The organism is Bradyrhizobium liaoningense (assembly GCF_018130785.1).
Classification (GTDB): Bacteria; Pseudomonadota; Alphaproteobacteria; order Rhizobiales; family Xanthobacteraceae; genus Bradyrhizobium; species Bradyrhizobium liaoningense_A.
Genome location: NZ_JAFCJT010000022.1, coordinates 82,577 through 99,737 on the forward strand (window position 1 = coordinate 82,577; position 17,161 = coordinate 99,737).

General features: G+C 63.7%; 17 protein-coding genes. 11 read left to right on the forward strand and 6 right to left on the reverse strand.

The features are described from left to right. Positions 1-84: 84 nt before the first annotated feature. Both JQ627_RS30995 and JQ627_RS31000 read right to left on the reverse strand, forming a co-directional pair. A complete protein-coding gene (locus tag JQ627_RS30995; protein WP_212488157.1) occupies positions 85-1,059 on the reverse strand; it encodes a CHAD domain-containing protein in 975 nt (324 codons plus the stop codon). 26 nt (positions 1,060-1,085) lie between these two features. Beyond that, the gene (locus JQ627_RS31000) at positions 1,086-2,609 is read right to left on the reverse strand and encodes a bifunctional aminoglycoside phosphotransferase/ATP-binding protein (RefSeq protein WP_212488158.1); all 1,524 of its coding nucleotides are present in this window, start codon (positions 2,607-2,609) and stop codon (positions 1,086-1,088) included. Between the two features lie 184 nt (positions 2,610-2,793). Between JQ627_RS31000 and JQ627_RS31005 the strand changes: the two genes are divergently transcribed. Together JQ627_RS31005 and JQ627_RS31010 are read left to right on the forward strand one after the other, a co-directional pair. Next, the gene (locus tag JQ627_RS31005) at positions 2,794-3,633 is read left to right on the forward strand and encodes a universal stress protein (RefSeq protein WP_212488159.1); all 840 of its coding nucleotides are present in this window, start codon (positions 2,794-2,796) and stop codon (positions 3,631-3,633) included. Positions 3,634-3,803: 170 nt separating this feature from the next. Further along, on the forward strand, positions 3,804-6,497 hold the full coding sequence (locus tag JQ627_RS31010; RefSeq protein ID WP_212488160.1) for a bifunctional acetate--CoA ligase family protein/GNAT family N-acetyltransferase: 2,694 nt from the start codon (positions 3,804-3,806) through the stop codon (positions 6,495-6,497). A gap of 9 nt (positions 6,498-6,506) precedes the next feature. Here the strand turns inward: JQ627_RS31010 and JQ627_RS31015 are convergent, their stop codons facing one another. Together JQ627_RS31015 and JQ627_RS31020 are read right to left on the reverse strand one after the other, a co-directional pair. Next, complete coding sequence (locus tag JQ627_RS31015; RefSeq protein WP_212488161.1) at positions 6,507-6,989, reverse strand: phage holin family protein; 483 nt, start codon at positions 6,987-6,989, stop codon at positions 6,507-6,509. Continuing rightward, positions 6,990-7,334 carry a hypothetical protein gene (locus JQ627_RS31020; protein WP_249143518.1) on the reverse strand — a complete coding sequence of 115 codons (345 nt, stop codon included), beginning with the start codon at positions 7,332-7,334 and terminating at the stop codon, positions 6,990-6,992. It abuts the gene before it with no gap. A gap of 105 nt (positions 7,335-7,439) precedes the next feature. On the opposite strand from JQ627_RS31020, the gene JQ627_RS31025 reads away from it, so the two are divergent. From JQ627_RS31025 to JQ627_RS31035, 3 genes are read left to right on the forward strand one after another with little or no spacing between them, the layout of a single operon-like run. Next, positions 7,440-8,576 (forward strand): ABC transporter permease, encoded by a 1,137-nt coding sequence (locus JQ627_RS31025; protein WP_212488162.1) that lies wholly within the window; start codon positions 7,440-7,442, stop codon positions 8,574-8,576. Positions 8,577-8,578: 2 nt separating this feature from the next. Then, positions 8,579-9,346: an ABC transporter ATP-binding protein gene (locus JQ627_RS31030; protein ID WP_212488163.1), complete on the forward strand. Its 768-nt coding sequence runs from the start codon at positions 8,579-8,581 to the stop codon at positions 9,344-9,346. Between the two features lie 3 nt (positions 9,347-9,349). Further along, the gene (locus tag JQ627_RS31035) at positions 9,350-10,453 is read left to right on the forward strand and encodes an ABC-type transport auxiliary lipoprotein family protein (protein WP_212488164.1); all 1,104 of its coding nucleotides are present in this window, start codon (positions 9,350-9,352) and stop codon (positions 10,451-10,453) included. Positions 10,454-10,459: 6 nt separating this feature from the next. Here the strand turns inward: JQ627_RS31035 and JQ627_RS31040 are convergent, their stop codons facing one another. Then, positions 10,460-10,777: a cytochrome c gene (locus JQ627_RS31040; protein ID WP_212488208.1), complete on the reverse strand. Its 318-nt coding sequence runs from the start codon at positions 10,775-10,777 to the stop codon at positions 10,460-10,462. 156 nt (positions 10,778-10,933) lie between these two features. Between JQ627_RS31040 and JQ627_RS31045 the strand changes: the two genes are divergently transcribed. Together JQ627_RS31045 and JQ627_RS31050 are read left to right on the forward strand one after the other, a co-directional pair. Then, on the forward strand, positions 10,934-11,647 hold the full coding sequence (locus tag JQ627_RS31045; RefSeq protein ID WP_212488165.1) for a helix-turn-helix domain-containing protein: 714 nt from the start codon (positions 10,934-10,936) through the stop codon (positions 11,645-11,647). 491 nt (positions 11,648-12,138) lie between these two features. Continuing rightward, positions 12,139-12,867 carry a Crp/Fnr family transcriptional regulator gene (locus tag JQ627_RS31050; protein WP_212488166.1) on the forward strand — a complete coding sequence of 243 codons (729 nt, stop codon included), beginning with the start codon at positions 12,139-12,141 and terminating at the stop codon, positions 12,865-12,867. A 4-nt stretch (positions 12,868-12,871) separates the two neighbouring features. Here the strand turns inward: JQ627_RS31050 and JQ627_RS31055 are convergent, their stop codons facing one another. Continuing rightward, positions 12,872-13,654 (reverse strand): cyclase family protein, encoded by a 783-nt coding sequence (locus tag JQ627_RS31055; protein ID WP_212488167.1) that lies wholly within the window; start codon positions 13,652-13,654, stop codon positions 12,872-12,874. 328 nt (positions 13,655-13,982) lie between these two features. Between JQ627_RS31055 and JQ627_RS31060 the strand changes: the two genes are divergently transcribed. The 4 genes from JQ627_RS31060 (at position 13,983) to JQ627_RS31075 (ending at position 17,145) form a co-directional block, all read left to right on the forward strand. After that, positions 13,983-14,243 (forward strand): hypothetical protein, encoded by a 261-nt coding sequence (locus tag JQ627_RS31060; RefSeq protein WP_249143520.1) that lies wholly within the window; start codon positions 13,983-13,985, stop codon positions 14,241-14,243. A gap of 22 nt (positions 14,244-14,265) precedes the next feature. Next, a complete protein-coding gene (locus JQ627_RS31065) occupies positions 14,266-15,237 on the forward strand; it encodes a TRAP transporter substrate-binding protein (protein WP_028149681.1) in 972 nt (323 codons plus the stop codon). 76 nt (positions 15,238-15,313) lie between these two features. Then, a complete protein-coding gene (locus tag JQ627_RS31070; RefSeq protein ID WP_212488169.1) occupies positions 15,314-15,862 on the forward strand; it encodes a TRAP transporter small permease in 549 nt (182 codons plus the stop codon). Next, positions 15,853-17,145 carry a TRAP transporter large permease gene (locus JQ627_RS31075; protein WP_014493780.1) on the forward strand — a complete coding sequence of 431 codons (1,293 nt, stop codon included), beginning with the start codon at positions 15,853-15,855 and terminating at the stop codon, positions 17,143-17,145. The genes JQ627_RS31070 and JQ627_RS31075 overlap by 10 nt, the downstream gene beginning before the upstream one ends. Positions 17,146-17,161: the final 16 nt, after the last annotated feature.

Here is a 17,161-nt window from a genome sequence, read left to right on the forward strand (position 1 = left end):
AAGTTCACACAAATATCGATGTGTGGAGCTTAGATTACCGGCAGGAAGCCGACTTGACCCAAGTCAAGCAGGGCTAGTCCGCACCTAATCCTCGGGTTCCGCATTCGGCGCGAGATCGGAGGAGCGGAACGGCTTGGCCTTGTCCAGTTTCCGGTAGGCTTTCGAGGCGGTCCGCAACAGCTTCTTTTCCCGCTTCCGGTTGAGGAAGCGAATGCCCGCCTCGGGGACGGCTTCGTTCAGTGATGCGGCGAGGGTCTGGCCTCGCGCATCGTCGTTCAACTGTCCGAGCGACTTTTGCGCCTTGCGCAATTGCTTGAGGATCGACTTCTGCTTCGTCAGCGATTCATCGGCGAACAGGTCTTCGAGCGATTCGACCGAGTAGGTCATCCGCTTGTTGAGAAGCCGCAGCTTGTGGCGCTTTTCGACGTCGAGCTTGCGAAGTTTTCGTGCCTTCTTGAGCAGCGTCGTTTCCCATTCGGTGAGCTGCGCCGTCGCATGGTCGGCGAGCGAGCAGCGGCGCAGCCTGATGGCCTCCTTGCTGCGCCTTGTGGACCATGGGCCGCTCTCGATCCAGGCCGAGGTCTGCTCGACCAGACGGCGATACCGTGCGGATTGCAGCGCGCGCGCCAGCAAGCGGTGGCTTTCGGCGCGTTTTTCGTCCCAGTGCTGAAGCTCGGCAATCACGTCAAGCTCGCCGCCACTCTCGGCGATGACCCGCTCGATCGCGACGTCCAGGTCCCTGACCATGCCGAGCTGGCTGTTCAGCCATTTCAGTTCGGTCCAGACCTCTGGTCGCAGTCCGTCATCGACCATGGGCGAGAAGAAGCGGATGGCGGTGCGCAGATGCGTCAGTGCTATCCGGATCTGATGCAGCGCCTCCGGGTCGCCGCTGCAGGTGCCGTCGTGCTGGGCGAGAACGGCAGCGAGATGACGGCGCGCGATGATCCGGAACGCCGTGTCGCAGGCCATGCCGGGGCTGAGCCGGCCGGGCAGGGCATTGCGCCGCGCCGCAGGCTTGGCGCGAGCGGTCGCCGTCGAACTCGTTGTGGGTCGCGCCATCCTAGCCCGCGCCAATCAGATTTGCCTTATTTCCCCTCGGCGATCGCGTCCTGGCAGCGCTGGAGCGTCTGCTCTGGTGTCCCGGATGCATCGATAGTCGCCCAACCGACACGGCCGATATTATAGTGCTCTTGCAACGCGGCAACCTCTTGCGTGGCGTCGGATGCGTCTCCCCGGCGGCTGCCGATTCGCGCCTGCCGGGTCGCGAGGTCTGCAACGAGGAATAGGCCGTTGAGTGCCACGCCGCATGCGCGAGCCAGGGCGGCCAAATCATCCCGTTCCGACTCGCGTGCAAAAACGGCGTCGACGATTGCGGAATGGCCTTGCGCCAGCACCTGCCGGGCCCGGTGCATCAGCGCCTCGTAGACGCGTGCCGTGACCTCAGGCCGATACGTGGACGAGGGCAGTCGGTCGGTATGCCCCACCTGAAACAACTGCTTGCGAATGACGTCGCTGCGCAGCACGACGGCGCCCGGTTGCGGCGCCACAGTGGGCGCCATGGCGCGGGCGAGCGCGGACTTGCCGGTACCTGACAGGCCGCCGACCGCAATCAAACGAGGAGCGGGCGGATGGATCAGCGCCCGGGCGAGATCGAAATAGCGATGCGCCTCGTCGAGAATGCCGGGGCGGTCGGCATCGGGCCGTTTCAGCCGCGCCAGCGCCACCTGCGCACGGATCGCCGCGCGAATGGACATGAGCAAGGGGAGGGCGGAAAGCCCGTCGAGGGTCTCGACGGGCGCCGTGATCAGATACTGGTTCAGGACCGCATTGGCCGCGACCAACTGGTCATGGCGCAGCAGGTCCATCAGCGTGAATGCAAGATCGTAGAGCACGTCCACAGTCGCCATCTGCGCGTCGAACTCGATCGCGTCGAACAGGACCGGCTGGCTGTCGATCACCACGATATTGGCAAGATGCAGGTCGCCGTGACAGCGACGCACGAAACCTTCGCGGGCGCGCTCCACGAGCGTAGCGCGGGCGCGCAAGAATGCCTGATGTGAGGCTTTGCCAAGCTGCTCGACCGCTGCCGTTTCGAAATGGCCACCGTTGCGCAAGCCGTTGCTGTTGCCATCGATCAAGGCGGGAATAGAAATAATCCACGCGGCGCCGTCCGCGACTGTCGCATTCGTGTGCGATGCTGCGATTGCATCGGCGATTGCAGTGGCCAGCTCTGCGTCCAGCGGGCCGGCCTTTGCAAGATGGTCGAGCGTCCGGCTTTCGTCAAAGCGGAGCATGTCGACCGCGTATTCGACCGGCCGGCCGCGACCGTCGACTGTCATCGATCCATCCGGCTCCTCCGTGATCGCCACGACGCGGTGATAGATTTGCGGCGCGAGCGGCCGGTTGATCCTGATCTCCTCCTCGCACGCAGCCTTGCGCTTTTCGAGCGTCGAATAGTCCAGGAATGGAAACTTGACGGCGCGTTTGATCTTCAGCGCGCGCGTTCCGTCGAGAAACACCGACGCTGCGTGAGTGTCGATCCGCTTCACGCCGGGGCGCGTGTTGAGAGCTTCGAAGACCCGTTCCTGGATTGCAGAATCGTCCGTCATCTCAGCAGGCACTTCCAGATGCGTCAGCGGTGAGGCCGCAGGCTAACCCTTAGAACCGGATCACGGCCAGTCCTTGACATCCATCAAAGCCTGGCGTCGGCTGGCCGCCCGGTGTTCCCGCCTTGAGCAGGATCAAGCGTCCGCGGCGAAAGACGGCTTATCCTGACTGGCAAGGAGAATCCCGATGCCTATCAAGGACGTCTTTCTGCCGCTTGTCAGCCAGCCGCGCGAGCCGGCCCTTGCTGCGATCGAGACATGCGTGGCTGTGGCCGCCGACCTCGGCGCCAGGATCACCGCTCTCGCGCTTGAGGAAGATATTTTCGTGCGGCCGAAGGTCATTCCTCCGGGCGAACCGGATTCCGCGGAGGCGAGCGGGTCGCGTGAAATGAGCGCCGCACAGCAACTCCTCAACGCCTTCACCAATGCAGCCTCCCGCGCCAACATTCGCGCCCGAAGCCGATCGGGTACGGCGCCGGCGGACCAGATCGCGTCGATCCTGGCCGAGCATGCGCGTTTCAGCGATCTGGCGCTGGTCCCCGTGAAACCGCATGACAGCCGAACGGAGCACATCATCGAGACGTTCCTGTTCGAATCCGGCCGGCCGTTGCTGCTGTGTCCGGAACAGCATGTGGACGAGCTCCGACCGGAATTCGAGAACGTCATGATCGCCTGGGATCACTCCGCCCGCGCCGCGCGGGCGGTCGGCGACGCGCTGCCCATTCTTCAGGCTGCGGCATCCGTCCGTGTGCTCACGGTGGCGGACGACAAGACCGATGCGATCGTGCAATCCGGAACCGCGCTCGTCGACCATCTGAGGGAACACGGGGTCTACGCCTCGTTCGAAACGGCGAAGGGCGGCGGCAGCTCGATCGGTAAGGTGCTCGGAAGCTGGGCGAATTCCCATTCCATGGATGCGATCGTGATGGGTGCCTACCATCATTCGCGCCTGAACGAGACCGTCTGGGGTGGTGTGACAAAGACCGTCATTGGCCAGCCACCGTGCTGGGTTATGATCTCGCACTAAAGCATGATCCGGAAAAGTGCGTGGCGGTTTTCCGAAAAAGTCATGCTCAAACAACAACCTAAAGCGCGATGACGATTCATCCCAATCTCGTCGCGCTTTAGGCGCATCGCCAGTTTATCGGCCTAATTGTCAATCATCGGAACCGCCACCGACCGGGCGCATTTGATTTCATGTCAACCTATCGCTTGAAGAATCTGCTGTCGCCCCGTTCGGTCGCGCTTGTCGGCGCGAGCGCCCGCCCGGTCTCCGTCGGCCGCGCCGTTCTCGAGAACATTCACAAGGCCGAATTCAAGGGTCGGTTCGGCCTCGTCAATCGGCGCCATGCGGAGATCGGCGGCATCGCTGCGGTAGGCACTCTGGACAGGCTGGACTTCGTGCCCGAGCTCGTGGTCATCACCGCGCCGGCGCGAGAGGTTCCCGGCATCATTGATCAGGCCGGACGTCGCGGCTCGGCCGGCGCGCTGATCGTCTCGGCGGGCCTCGGTCACGGACCTGGATCCCTGCACGAGGCTGCAATCTCCGCGGCCCGCAAATACAGCATGCGGCTGATCGGGCCGAATTGCCTGGGCATCATGATGCCCGGCGTCAGCCTCAATGCCAGTTTCGCCGCGCACATGCCGGGGGCGGGCAACCTCGCGCTGATCTCGCAATCCGGCGCGATCGCCGCCGGCATGGTGGATTGGGCTGCGCAGCGTGGCGTCGGCTTCTCCGGCATTGTCACGATCGGCGATCAGATGGACGTCGATATTGCCGACCTGCTCGATTATTTCGCGATGGATCACAAGACCCGCGCGATCCTGCTCTATATCGAGGCCATCAAGGACGCGCGCAAGTTCATGTCGGCGGCGCGGGCCGCGGCGCGCGTGAAGCCGGTCGTCGTGGTGAAGTCCGGCCGCATGGCGCAGGGTGCCAAAGCGGCTGCGACCCATACGGGCGCACTCGCCGGCGCCGACGCCGTCTATGACGCCGCGTTCCGCCGTGCGGGCGTCCTGCGGGTCTCCGATCTGCGCGAGCTGTTCGATTGTGCCGAGACGCTCGGTCGCGTCGAATCGCCGACAGGAAAGCGTCTCGCCATCCTCACCAATGGCGGCGGCATCGGCGTCCTGGCCGTGGATCGCTTGGCGGAGCTTGGTGGAATCCCGGCGTCCATCTCGGCTGAGACGCGCAAGAACCTCGATGCAGTGCTGCCGCCGACCTGGTCCGGTGCAAACCCCGTCGACATCGTCGGTGATGCCGATGCATCCCGCTACGCGGCGGCGCTGGAGGTGCTGCTCGCCGATCCTGATAACGATGCCGTCCTGGTTCTCAACGTGCAGACCGCGATCGCACCCGCGGCCGACATCGCGGCGACCGTGACGGAGCGTGTTGGAAGATATCGCAAGGAGCTCGGCCGATGGGCAAAGCCCGTGCTGGCCGCCTGGGTCGGAGCCGATCAGAGCATCATTCAGGCGCTTTCCGACGCCGGTATCCCAAACTACCCGACCGAAGACGATGCGGTGCGCGGCTTCATGCATCTCGTGAGGCATCGCGAAGTGGTGGAGGAGCTGAGCCAGGTTCCCCCCGCGATGCCCGAAACGTTCGTGCCCGATGCCAGGGCAGCCCGGCAGATTGTCGCCGCTGCGATCGCAGATGGCCGCAAATGGCTCGAGCCTGTCGAGATCAAGCGGTTGCTCGAAGCCTACGACATCGCGATGGTGCCGACCTATGCCGCGGCGGATGTCGTGCAGGCGGTGGCTTGCGCGACGGAGATATTCGCGCAAGGCGCCACCGTCGTGCTGAAGATCTTGTCCCGCGACATCACCCACAAATCGGACGTCGGCGGCGTCGTCCTCAACCTGACCACGCCGGAGGCCGTGCGCGCGGCCGCCTCCGACATTCTCGCGCGGGCGAGGCAGCTGCGGCCCGAAGCCCGCATCGAGGGCGTTATCGTGCAGGCGATGGTCGTGAAGGCGAAGGCGCGCGAGCTGATCCTGGGACTTGCCGGCGATCCCACCTTTGGCACCGTCGTCGTCTTCGGCCGGGGTGGGACGGCGGTCGAGATCATCAACGACAAGGCACTGGCGCTTCCGCCGCTCGATCTGCAGCTCGCCCGCGACCTGATCGGCCGCACGCGCGTGTCACGGCTGCTGAATGCCTATCGGGACGTACCCGCGGTCGAGCAGGACGCCGTCGCGATGGTGTTGGTCAAGCTCGCCCAGATGGCCGCCGACATTCCCGAGATCCGTGAGTTCGACATCAACCCTTTGCTCGCGGACGAGACCGGCGTGACCGCGGTCGATGCCCGTGTCGCGGTGGGGCCGCCGCAGCGCAAATTCGCCGGCTCCGGCCCGGCCAATTTCGCCGTTCGCGCCTATCCCTCGCAATGGGAGCGCCGCCTGGCGCTCAAGGACGATTGGCGCATCTTCGTGAGGCCCCTACGCCCCGAGGACGAGCCAACCATCCACGACTTTCTGCGTCACGTCACGGCGCACGACCTTCGCCTGCGCTTCTTCGCGCCGATGAAGGAGTTCACCCACGAGTTCATCGCGCGCCTGACTCAGCTCGACTATGCGCGCGCGATGGCCTTCATTGCATTCGACGAAGCCACCAACGAGATGGTCGGCGTGGTCCGGCTCCATTCGGATTCGGTCTATGAGAGCGGCGAATATGCGATCCTGCTGCGGTCTGATCTCAAGGGCAGGGGCCTCGGTTGGACCTTGATGCAATTGATCATCGACTATGCGAGGTCGGAAGGGCTGAAGACCATATCGGGCGACGTGCTCCAGGAGAACACCGTGATGCTCGAGATGTGCCGGCAGCTTGGCTTCGAGGTGAAGCCGGATCCGGCCGAGCCTGACATCTGCGACGTCCGGCTCAAGCTCTGAGCGCCGCTATTACGCGGGTGCTTCGGACGAAGCTGCCGTCTCTTTGGCCGTCTTCCGAAGGTTCTTCACAATGATCGCGATCAGCGGTACCAGCACCGGCGCGACCGTGCTGAGCGGATGATGGACTGCGCCTGACACCTGGGCCTGGAGCGCCCGCGCCTCGAGCTGTAAGGCTTCGATGGATGCGTCGTGAATTTCATTGGCGAGCTCAATGTCCCGGCCGGACGGCGGGCGGCCGGCGATGACAAAGAGAACTCCCGCGATGAGGAAATTGACGGCACCGAGAATGGCAGCCGCCGCGATGGCGCTCCAGATCTGGACCAGCGCGAAATAGGCGGACAGCTCCAGCATCAGCAGCCCGAATGCCGCGATCAGAGCCGCAAAGGCACGCAGGCCGAGACCCATCAGCAGATGGCGCAGCCTGATGTCCGCGATGATCCTGTCGGTACGCCACAGCACGCGCAGATGTCTAACGATATTTTCCGTATTCACCTAGTGTCTCCTCAGCATGAAGCCGACGACCACGCCGAGCGCGAAGGCCGAGGCGAGCGACGTGATCGGGCGATCCGCAATGAGATCCTGAAGCTGTTCCTGCTCGTCACTGACGGTCTCGCCGAGTTCGGCAAGCGCAGTCTTGATCTGATCAGCCAGCGCGTCGGCCCGGTCTCTCGAGCTGTCGAACATCTCTTCGCCTGCGGTGCTCAGCAGACGCGTGACGTCAACCTTCAGCGCTCGCAGTTCTTCGCTCATCCTGTCGCTGTTGAACATGGATTTGAGACTCCCTTGAATGGAAACGACCCTAGGGCCCGCCGACCCGGCGCGCTTGATTTGCGTCAAGGGATGGCGCGCGGTCCTGGTCTTGAGACAGGTCAAACCGGCCGCCACATGCTGGCCTAAAAATGCCGGCTGAATGGGGACCGGTTGTTCCGACGAGGTGAAAGCGTGAACTCCGAACCGCTGCTGCTGGCAACGCCCTCCGGCGATGTACTGGAATTGCGCCCGGAAGGGCCGTGGACGGCAGCCAACGTGTCGGCGCTCGAAACGCTGTCCCGATCGGTTGGAGCGGATGTCGATCGATCCAGCGCCGTGACGCTGGACATGTCCGGCGTCAGCGCGCTCGACACGCTCGGAGCCTGGGTCCTGGAGAAGTTGTCGCGCAGGGCCGCATCTTCGGGCAGATCGGCAGAATTCGTCGGTGTCGCCGATCACTTCAGTGGACTGATGGAGGAGGTACGTCAGGTCAACCGCCACAGCCCGGCGCCTGCAGCCGTGCCAAACCCGGTTCTGCTCAGGCTCGGCGATCTCGGCAAATCCACGGTTGGCGCGCGCGAAGACGTCACGATCTTTCTTCAAATGCTGGGCGCATTGTTCATCGCCATAATCGGCGTGCTGCGCCGGCCGCGCTCGCTGCGGCTGACATCGCTTGTCTATCAGCTCTATCGGATCGGCTGGCAGGCCATTCCGATTGTCGTTCTCATTACCTTCCTGATCGGTGCAATCATCGCCCAGCAGGGGTTCTTTCATTTTCGCAGGTTCGGTGCGGAGTCCTACACTGTCGACATGGTCGGCATCCTGGTGCTGCGCGAGCTGGGTGTGCTGATCGTCGCGATCATGGTCGCGGGACGTTCGGGGAGCGCGTACACCGCCGAGCTCGGCTCGATGAAGATGCGCGAGGAGATCGATGCGCTCTCGACCATGGGGCTTGATCCCGTCCATGTCCTGATACTGCCGCGCGTTGCGGCCCTGGTCATTGCCCTGCCGATCCTGGCGTTCATCGGATCGATCGCGGCGCTCTATGGCGGAGGACTGGTCGCGCAATTCTATGGCGACATGGCGCCGGCGATCTACATCGCGCGGCTGCATGAGGCCATCTCCGTCACCCATTTCGAGGTCGGCATCCTGAAGGCGCCCTTCATGGCGCTGGTGATCGGGATTGTCGCCTGTAGCGAGGGGCTGCGCGTGAAGGGCAGTGCCGAGTCGCTGGGACGGCAGACCACGACGTCGGTGGTGAAGTCGATCTTCCTGGTGATTGTGCTCGACGGCCTGTTCGCGATCTTCTTCGCTTCGATCGGAATGTGACGATGGAGCAATCGCAAGAGGAGTTCGCGATCCGCGTTCGCGACCTCGTGGTCGGCTTCGGCCGCCAGACCGTGCTCGACCATTTGTCGCTCGACGTCCGTCGGGGCGAGATCCTCGGGCTGGTGGGTGCGTCTGGCGGCGGCAAGTCGGTGCTGATGCGCACCATCATCGGCCTCATCCCGCGCCAGAGCGGGAGCATCGATGTCATGGGACAGCCGATCGGTGGTCGCAGCGAAGGCGCGGCCACGACGTGGGGCATCCTGTTCCAGCAAGGTGCGCTGTTCTCCTCGCTGACGGTCCGTCAGAACGTGCAGTTTCCGCTCCGCGAAAATCTGGTGCTGTCGCAGGAGCTGATGGACGAGATCGCGATTGCCAAGCTCGAGATGGTCGGGCTCCGGGCGCAGGACGCCGACAAATATCCATCGGAGCTCTCGGGCGGCATGACCAAGCGCGTGGCGCTGGCGCGCGCACTCGCGCTCGATCCGCCGATCCTGTTCCTGGATGAGCCGACCTCCGGTCTCGACCCGATCGCCGCCGGCGATTTCGACGCCCTGATCGGGACGCTACAGAAGACCCTGGGCCTCACCGTGTTCATGGTCACCCATGACCTCGCGAGCCTCACCACGGTCTGCGACCGCGTCGCCGCGCTCGCCGACGGCAAGATCGTGGCGATCGGCCCGATGCGCGAATTGCTGCAATCCGAGCATCCCTGGGTGCGCGCCTATTTCCACGGCAAGCGCTCGCAGATGCTGCAACACGAGATGAGATGAGACATGGAAACCCGCGCTCCCTACGTGCTGATCGGCAGTTTCGTGCTGGCCGCGATCGTCGCGGTGTTCGGCTTCGTCTATTGGCTGAACAACACGGGCGGCATCGGGCCGCGCGCGAACTATCATGTGCAATTCCAGGGACCGGTGCCGGGGCTCCTTGTCGGCGCCGGCGTGTTGTTCAATGGCATCCGGGTCGGTGAGGTGACCCAGCTTGGGCTCGCGCCGGACAATCCGCGTTTCGTCAATGCGACGATCTCGGTTACCTCGACGACACCCGTGCGTACCGACACCAAGGTCGGGCTCGATTTCCAGGGGCTGACGGGCGTGCCCGTGGTGACGCTGGAGGGCGGCGTGATCGTTGCCAAGGCCGGCGAGCCCGTGACCCTGATCGCAGAGGCCGGTGCAGGCCAGAGCATGACGCAGGCTGCGCGCGATGCGCTGCGACGGGTCGATACCGTGCTGGAGGACAATTCCAGGCCGCTGAAAGATACCATCGCTAACTTGAAGACGTTCTCCGATGGGCTCGCACGCAACACCGGCAAGATCGACGGTATTCTGGCAGGCCTGGAAAAGATGACCGGCGGCGGGACGCCGGCCCAGAAGATCACCTACGACCTGCGCTCGCCGCAGAATCTTGGGCCGGCCGGCAAGACGCTTACGGCGTCACTGGCGATTCCCGAGCCGACCGCGGTTGCGATGCTCCAGACCCAGCGCATGCTGTTTGCGCCCAGCGGCGACAATCCGGGCTTTGCGGAATTCCTCTGGGCGGACAGCATTCCGAAGCTGGTCCAGGCGCGGCTGATCGACAGTTTTGAGAATTACGACATCGCCCACGCGCCGCTGCGCACGAGCGATCTCGGGCAGGCGGACTACCAGCTTCTGATCGACATCAGGCGCTTCCGGATCGCCACCGAGGGCGAGACGCGGGTCGAGATCGGGCTGTCGGCGCGGATCGTCGACAAGAACGGCAAGGTGGTTGCTTCGCGGCTCATCGAGGCCAGCGAGAAGCTCGACAAGGTCGAACCGGCCGCAGCGGTCGCGGCGTTCGATGCGGCCTTCTACCGGATTGCCAGGGAGCTGATCGGCTGGACGGTGCAGGCGGTGTGATGGCGTCTATTCCAGCGTCTTCAGGTAGGCCAGGAGATCGTGGATCTGGTCCGGATTGAGCTCGAAGGCGGGCATGCCGGGATGGCCGGTCGAGATGCCTTCGGCCAACGCCTCCGCGAGGGCTTCGATTGGATAGTGATAGTGCAGCATACGCAACGGCGGCGCGATCTTCAGCGGGCTCCTGGAGACCCGATCGATCGCATGGCATCGCGCGCAATTGGCCCGCGCGAAGGCCTTGCCGCGCTGTTCGGCGGACGGGGCTGACAGCGCTGGCGTGATCAGGAGCAGCCCAATCAGGCTGTGACGCAGCGCGGTTTGCAGCAGCATGGAAAGCGATCCCGTCGAACTCTGGAGGCAGAATAAGACGGGGATGTCCGCCAAAATTGATCTGGGTCAACTGGCTTTGGCGCAGTGCAGTAAAATGCAGCCGGCGCGGCGGACCCGGCCTGATGCGGGGGCGGCCGGCGCTTGGAGCGATGGATGAAGGCTTCCGTGGTGACGATCGAGCCGAACGGGCATTTCTGTAGCGATTGTGCGGTCCGCGACTTCGCGGCGTGTTCGTCGCTGGACCCGGCGGAGCTGCGGGAATTCGAGCACCTTGGGCGTCGCGTCCAATTCGGCTCGGGGGAGACCGTGTTTTCCGAGGAGGACATCACGACCTCGTTCTACAATCTCCTCGACGGCGTCATGCGGCTCTACAAGCTGCTGCCCGACGGCAGGCGGCAGATCGTGGGGTTCGCGCTGCCGGGCGATTTCCTGGGGATGAATATTTCCGGCCGCCACAATTTTTCGGCCGACGCGATCGGTGGCGCCACAGTGTGCCAGTTCGCGAAGGCGCCCTTCGGCCGTTTCATCGAGAGCCGGCCGCATCTCCTCAGGCGGATCAACGAGCTGGCGATTCGCGAGTTGAGCCAGGCGCGCGACCACATGGTCCTGCTTGGCCGCCGCTCGGCGGACGAGAAAGTCGCGACGTTTCTGCTCGGCTGGCGCGAGCGGCTATTTTCGCTTAAGGGGGCGTCGGACACAGTTCAGCTGCCAATGAGTCGTCAGGACATCGCCGACTATCTCGGCCTGACCATCGAAACCGTCAGTCGCACCTTCACCAAGCTGGAGCGACATGGGGTGATCGAGATCGTTCAAGGCGGCATCAGCCTGCTCGATCCGGCGAAAGTCGAGGCCTTAGCTGCGGCCTGATCCGGCGCTCGCCAATTTTGATCCCAATCAATGACGGCGGTCGTGCGCCGTCAATAATGCCCCAAACAACAGGGGAGGGCATCATGCCGACTGACGCACTGCTGGTGACGATGGCTGTCGTGGTCGTTTTTGTCACATTCGCCGGGGCTTTGGCATGGGCAGACCGGCAAACCAGCGCAGGTCGGCCCGATTCGGACGCCAGGCACTGACGGTTCTGAGATCACAATCGCGTTTTATCGCGCTTGCCGCGGAGGCTTCTACGGCCAGTTCGTGGCCTGTTCGGCAGCGCCTCAACGCAATGCGGCGGGCCAGAGCTGCAACTCTGCATCGACCGGGACGCATTGGCTCATCCTTCGGATGCCGCCCCCGTGCCCGACCGCGGCATTTTCGCCGCATTGGCTCAAACCGCCCGCATGCTTTCCGGTTGAAAAGCCGGCTAACGTTGACTACGCAGGAACTCCAGTGCCTCGCAGTCTTAGGAGCCCAGCGGCGTGCCTCAGGACAAGACCGGCGACCCCCGACAAGCTGCGGGCAACAAATTATCGGTCCTGCGCAAGCACCCGATCTTTGCTGATCTGGAGCCAGAGGCGCTCGATCAGCTCTGCCGTTACGCCAAGCACACCACGGTGAAGCGCGGTGCGACGATCGCCGCCAAGGGCGATCCCGGCAACAATTTGTTCGCGGTGATCACGGGAACAGTGAAGATTTCCTCTTCGTCGCCCGACGGCCGGAACGCGATTCTCAATCTGATCGGTCCCGGAGAAATCTTTGGCGAGATCGCGGTTCTCGACGGTGCACCGCGCTCGGCCGACGCGACCGCCAACACCAATTGCGAGCTCTACATCATCGACCGCCGCGACTTCCTGCCGTTCGTGAAGAGCCAGCCGGCGCTGGCGATGAAGTTCATCGAACTGCTCTGCGCGCGCCTGCGCTGGACCAGCCAGCAGGTCGAGCAGGTGATTCTGCAAAATCTGCCGGGCCGGCTTGCAAGCGCGCTGCTCGGTCTCACCGAAGAGCGCAAGCTCGACTCCGGCAGCGGCACGCTCGCCATCACGCAGCAGGAGATCAGCGAGATGGTGGGGATGACGCGCGAGAGCATCAACAAGCAATTGCGCGCCTGGGCCGGCCGCAACTGGGTTCGCCTCGAGCACGGCGCCATCGTCGTGCTGGACATCGATGCGCTACGCGACCTCGCCGAGAGCGGCCTCGACGGTGAGTGAGGCCTCAGGCCTGATTGTCGACGATGGCGACCGCGCGGGTCCAGCCCGCGGACGCTCGCTCGATCTTCACCGGGAAGCATGAGACCGTGAATCCGGTCGAAGGCAGCTTGTCGAGATTGTGCAGCTTCTCGAGATGGCAATAGCCGATGTGCCGTCCCGCCTTGTGACCTTCCCAGATCAGGCCGGCATCTTTTGTTTCTGCATATTTCTTCGCGGTGTAGACGAACGGTGCGTCCCAGCTCCAGCCGTCGGTGCCGGTCAGCCGCACGCCGCGTTCGAGCAGGTACATGGTGGCCTCATAGCCCATGCCGCAGCCGGAGTTGACGTAGTCGGCCTGGCCGAATTTGGCGCCGGCGCTGGTGTTGACGACCACGATCTCCAGCGGCGACAGCGTGTGCCCGATCCGGTTCAGCTCCTTCTCGACATCGTCGGCGGTCACCACGTAGCCGTCGGGCAGGTGCCGGAAGTCGAGCTTCACGCCGGGCTGAAGGCACCATTCGAGCGGCACCTCGTCGATGGTCCATGACCGCTCGCCGCGATTCATGGTCGGGTGGAAGTGCCAGGGCGCGTCGAGATGCGTGCCGTTGTGGGTGGACAGCGAGACCTGCTCGACCGCCCAGCCCTGGCCATCCGGCAAATCCTCCGCCTTGAGGCCGTCGAAGAACTGCAGCATGCGCGGCAGGCCCTGCTCGTGATCAATATACTGGATCGTCGGGTGATTGCCCGGCGGATCGGCCGTCACGTCGTTTCCGAGCGGTACGGAAATATCGATCAGTTTCCGCGGCATGGGCATTTCCTCGCGATGTTCCGTTTCGGCGCATCTTGGGCGGGCTCTACCTGTGGCGTCAAGTAACGGCCCGGTGCAGGCGATTTCGGAAAAACGAGGCCACTCGCCGATCGCGCGCTCGAAGTGATGCATGATCGATCGATGCAACTCCAGCATTGATCGATGCTGGATTTGGCTTGGACTCAGAATGCCGCCCGCCCTAGGGACGACGTTGGCGACATCGCGCTGATCAGCGCGCACCGCACAAGGATGGGGCGACCGTCACGTCTGCACCTCCAAGCCGCAACCAATAGCGGTCGATTCTAGGACCAGAGGAACGTCTATGGATATGACGAGCATCGTCACCTCGCGTCCGGCATTGGCCGACGGCGAGGCGGGATTTAAAGGGAAGCCGGCACCTGCCGCGCAAGTCCCCGCCGGAGGGGGCGCGATGAAGCTCGCACCTTCCCTCGCCGTGATCATCCACCAGTCAAATCCGCTCGACTCCGCCGCGCAATCCTACCAAGGTGGTGCGTTTGTAACGCTTGACTTTACACCTGAAGTGGAGCGACCCAAGGCGGCCTGCAGCATCGGCCCAACGACAACATAATCAACTCAGGAGGAAGCCCCAGATGAAGACACTCACCGGTATCATCGCAGCCGCCGTACTGGCAGTCTCAGCGCCGCTGGCGACCGCACGCGATTTCCGTTCGGCCGACATCCACCCCGCCGATTATCCGACCGTTGAGGCCGTCAAATTCATGGGCAAGCAGCTCGCGACGGCGAGCGGCGGCAAGCTCGGCGTGAAGGTGTTTCCCAATGGAGCCCTGGGCTCCGAAAAGGACACCATCGAGCAGCTGAAGATCGGCGCCCTCGACATGATGCGGATCAACGCATCGCCGTTGAACAACTTCGTGCCTGAAACCATCGCGTTGTGCCTGCCCTTCGTCTTCCGCGACACCCAGCACATGCGCACCGTCCTTGACGGACCGATCGGCGATGAAATCCTAGCGTCTATGGCGCCCGCGGGCCTCATCGGCCTTGCCTATTACGACAGCGGCGCCCGGTCCATCTACACCGTCAAGGCGCCGGTCAAGTCGCTCGCCGACCTCAAGGGCCTGAAGATCCGTGTCCAGCAGTCCGACCTCTGGGTCGGCATGATCCAGAGCCTCGGTGCCAATCCGACGCCGATGCCTTATGGCGAAGTCTACACCGCGCTCAAGACGGGCCTCGTGGACGCCGCCGAGAACAACTGGCCGTCCTACGAGTCTTCGCGTCACTTCGAGGCCGCCAAGTTCTACAACGTCACCGAGCACTCGCTGGCGCCCGAAGTTCTCGTGATGTCCAAGACGGTCTGGGACACCTTGAGCAAGGAGGATCAGGCGATGGTCCGCAAGGCGGCCAAGGAATCGGTGCCCGTCATGCGCAAGCTCTGGGACGAGCGTGAGCAGGCCTCGCGCAAGACCGTCGAGGCCGCCGGCGTTCAGGTCGTCACGATCGCCAACAAGGCGGAATTCGTCGACGCGATGAAGCCGGTGTACGACAAGTTCGCAGGTGACGAAAAGCTGAAGGGCCTCGTCAAGCGGATCCAGGACACGAAGTAAGACCACCGCGTCGGGTCCGGCGTCGCCGCGAGGCGGGCGCCGGACCCTCGCGAAGGGGACGCGCAAGGAGACGCCGATGACAGACCCACATGTCGCAAGCCACGAGCAGGAGGTAACCGGCCGACCGTCGACCGGCTTGCTGTCGCGGATCAATGCCGTCGTTGCTCGCCTCGGCATGTATCTGTCCGTGACCGGCCTGCTCATCATCGTCACCATCGTGTTCTACCAGGTGTTCGGACGTTACGTGCTCAATTCCAGCCCGACCTGGACGGAGAACCTTGCGCTGGTCCTCATCCTCTATGTCACGCTGATCGGCGCCGCCGTCGGCGTTCGCGACGCCGGACACATCGGCATGGACAGTTTGCTGGTGATGCTTCCGGATCATCTGCGAGAGAAGATCGAGCTCGTGATCCACGTTCTGGTGGCCGTGTTCGGCATTGCGATGGCCTACAACGGTTGGATTCTCGGAGCGTCGGTCGGAACCGTGAAGATCCCCAATCTCGGGCTCCCCGAGGTTATCCGCTACGTCCCGCTGATCACCTCCGGCGTCCTGATCGTCTCCTTTTCAATCGAGCACATCATTGCGCTCCTGCGCGGCGAAGAGGTCGTCCCCTCATGGAACTGATCATTCTCGGCGCAACCTTCTTCGGCTTCCTGATCCTCGGCGTACCCGTCGCCTTTGCGATCGGCCTCTCGGCGATTTGCACCATCCTCTACGAAGGCCTGCCGGTCGCCGTCATCTTTCAGCAGATGATGTCGGGGATGAACATCTTCTCCTTCCTCGCCATCCCGTTCTTCGTCTTCAGCGGTGAGCTGATGCTGCATGGCGGGGTCGCCGACAAGATCGTGCAGCTTGCCAAGAACCTCGTCGGACACATCCGCGGCGGGCTCGGCATGTCGAACGTGGTCGCCTGCACGCTGTTCGGCGGCGTCTCCGGCTCGCCCGTGGCCGACGTGTCGGCGATGGGCGCGGTGATGATCCCGATGATGAAGAAGGAAGGGTTCGACACCGACTACGCCGTCAACGTCACCACCCACGCTTCACTGGTGGGCGCGCTCATGCCGACCAGCCACAACATGATCATCTATGCCCTCGCCGCTGGCGGCAAGGTCTCGATCGGCGCGCTGATCGCGGCCGGCCTCCTGCCGGCGCTCGTGCTGATGGTGTGCATGCTGGTTGCCGCCTACGCGGTCGCGGTGAAGCGCGGCTATCCGGCCGGCAAGTTCCCGGGCTGGGCCGAGGTGTTCCGCTCGTTCGCGGCCGCGCTGCCCGGCCTGCTGATCGTCGGCATCATCCTGGCGGGCATCCTGTCCGGCGTCTTCACGGCAACTGAATCCGCAGCCGTCGCGGTCACCTACACGATCCTGCTGACCTTCTTCATCTACCGCACCATGACCTTGCCGAACTTCCTGCGGGCTGCCGCCAAGGCCGTGAAGACGACGGGCGTGGTGCTGCTGCTGATCGGCGTCTCCACCATGTTCCAGTATTTGATGGGACTCTACGAGGTGGCCGACTTTGCCGGCGACTTGATGAGCAAGGTGTCCTCGCAACCCTGGGTCATCTTCCTGCTCATCAACGTCATCCTGTTCGTGCTCGGCACGTTCATGGACATGGCGGCGACCATCCTGATCTGCACCCCGATCTTCCTGCCGATCGCGATGAAGGCGGGCATGGACCCGGTGCAGTTCGGCATGCTGATGCTGATCAACTGCGCGCTGGGGCTGAATACGCCGCCGGTCGGAACGACGCAGTTCGTGGGCTGCGCCATTGGCGGCATCTCGGTGGGCGCGGTGATGCGCACCATCCTGCCTTTCTACGCCGCGCTGATTGCAGCTCTGATGTTCGTGACCTATGTCCCCGCGTTCTCGCTGTGGCTGCCCCGCCTGCTGATGGGCTACAAGGGATAGCAGCAACAGGAGAATC